Source organism: Lentzea aerocolonigenes (assembly GCF_000955955.1).
Classification (GTDB): domain Bacteria; phylum Actinomycetota; class Actinomycetes; order Mycobacteriales; family Pseudonocardiaceae; genus Lentzea; species Lentzea aerocolonigenes_A.
In genome coordinates, this window is record NZ_JYJG01000452.1 from 1 (window position 1) to 1,950 (window position 1,950).

At 67.8% G+C, this 1,950-nt stretch carries 2 protein-coding genes; one reads left to right on the top strand and one right to left on the bottom strand.

Annotation, left to right across the window (positions count from 1 at the left end; all coding sequences use genetic code 11):
- On the bottom strand, window positions 1–729 hold a 729-nt coding region (locus UK23_RS43250; RefSeq protein ID WP_045317643.1), incomplete at its 3' end, for an ABC transporter substrate-binding protein.
- Between the two features lie 155 nt (window positions 730–884).
- On the opposite strand from UK23_RS43250, the gene UK23_RS43255 reads away from it, so the two are divergent.
- Window positions 885–1,950 (top strand): beta-galactosidase (locus tag UK23_RS43255; RefSeq protein ID WP_045317644.1); only part of this gene is annotated, 1,066 nt, incomplete at its 3' end.

Sequence of the window (1,950 nt, forward strand, 5' to 3'; positions counted from 1 at the left end):
CGTGTACATCGGCTGGTTGTCGATCAGCCCGTCCTTGACCAGCCCGCCCCAGAAGTCGGCGACCTTGCGCGAGGCCTCGTCGTCGATGGCCACCTTCCAGGCGTCTCCCGAGGTGCGCCACCACGTGGATCCCGCCTGCTGCGCCAGTCCGGCGAACAGACCGGCGTCGTTGCTGGAGAAAGTGGTCAGCGCGCGGCCGGGATCCTTCTGCTTGAGCAGGCGCGCGGTGTCGGCGAACTCGCTCCACGTCTTCGGCACGGTGAGGCCGTACTGGCTGAAGAGGTCCTCGCGGTAGAAGAACGCGAGTGGTGCGGTGTCCTGCGGGATCGCGTAGGCGGCCGGGGAGTCCAGGCTGACCTGCTTCCAGACGTTGTCGGTGAACTTCGGCTTCGCGTCGCCCGCGAACTCGGCGACGTCGGTGAGCACGTCGTTGGACACCAGCGTCGGGATCATCTGGTACTCCGCCTGCACCAGGTCGGGTCCTTCGCCCGACTTCGCGGCGGTGATGACCTTGGTGACGAGGTCGTCACCACCGCCCTGTTCCTGCACGGTGACCTTGATGTCGGGGTGGTCGGCGTTCCACATCTCCACCGTCTTCTGCAGGCTCGCCCACGACCACATGGTCAGTTCGACCGGGCCGCCGGCCGAAGGGGACGGGGCGCCGCTGCAGGCGGCGAGTGTCAATGAGCCGATGAGTGCCAGAGCTGTGAGGGCGGTGCCGCGCTGCATCCGTTCCTCCGGGGTCGGGGTGGGAGGCTGAGGGACTGTGCACGTTCACAGTAGTGACGCATTCTCGACACCTGCAATAGGCAGAATGTACGGTTGTGAACACGTTCTTCTGTTGATTCCTCGGCTGTGCACGATCACAACGCAAAGGGGTGCGAATGGAGCGGCGGCACTGGCCGATCGGGTTAGAGGCACTGGCGTTCGGCGGCGACTACAGCCCCGAGCAGTGGCCGAAACCGGTGTGGCAGGAGGACGTCCGCCTCATGCGCGAGGCCGGGGTGACGATGGTCAGCGTCGGGATCTTCACCTGGGCGCTGGTCGAACCCGAGCCCGCCCAGTACGACTTCGGCTGGCTGGACGGCTTGCTGGACCTCCTGTACGACAACGGGATCCGCGTCGACCTCGGCACGCCCACGGTCGTGCCGCCCGCCTGGTTCTACGAGAAGTTCCCGATGGCCCTGCCGGTGAGCCGCGAGGGCGTGCGGTACGCGTTCGGCGGCCGCGGCACGATCTGCCACAGCGCACCGCCCTACCAGCAGGCCGCGGCGTCGATCACCCGCAAGCTGGCCCACCGGTACGGCGAGCACCCCGCGCTGGCGATGTGGCACGTCCACAACGAGTACGGCGCACCGGTGAGCGCCTGCTACTGCGATCTCGCGGCGGCCGCGTTCCGCCGCTGGCTGCTCGCCCGCTACACCACGGTCAAGGAGCTCAACGAGGCGTGGGGCACCACGTTCTGGGGCCAGACCTACAACTCCTTCGACCAGGTGCAGCCGCCGCGCCTGACCCCGACCGCCGGCAATCCCGCCCAGCAGCTCGACTGGGAGCGGTTCACCAGCGACCAGATGCTCGCGAACTTCAAGCGGGAACGGGACGTCCTGCACGAGGTGACGCCCGGTGTCCCGGTCACCACCAACTTCCACGCGGCGCTGTCGCAGTGCCAGTCGATCGACTACTGGGCCTGGGCGCGAGAGGTCGACGTCGTCACCAACGACCACTACCTGATCGCCGAGGACGAGCGCCCGCACGTGAATCTCGCGATGGCCGCCGACCTCACCCGTTCACTGGCGGGCGGACGACCGTGGCTGCTGCTCGAGCACTCCACCAGCGCGGTGAACTGGCAGCGCCGCAACATCGCCAAGAGCAGCGGGGAGATGGCGCGCAACAGCCTCGCCCACGTCGCGCGCGGCTCGGACGGCGCCATGTTCTTCCAGTGGCGTGCTT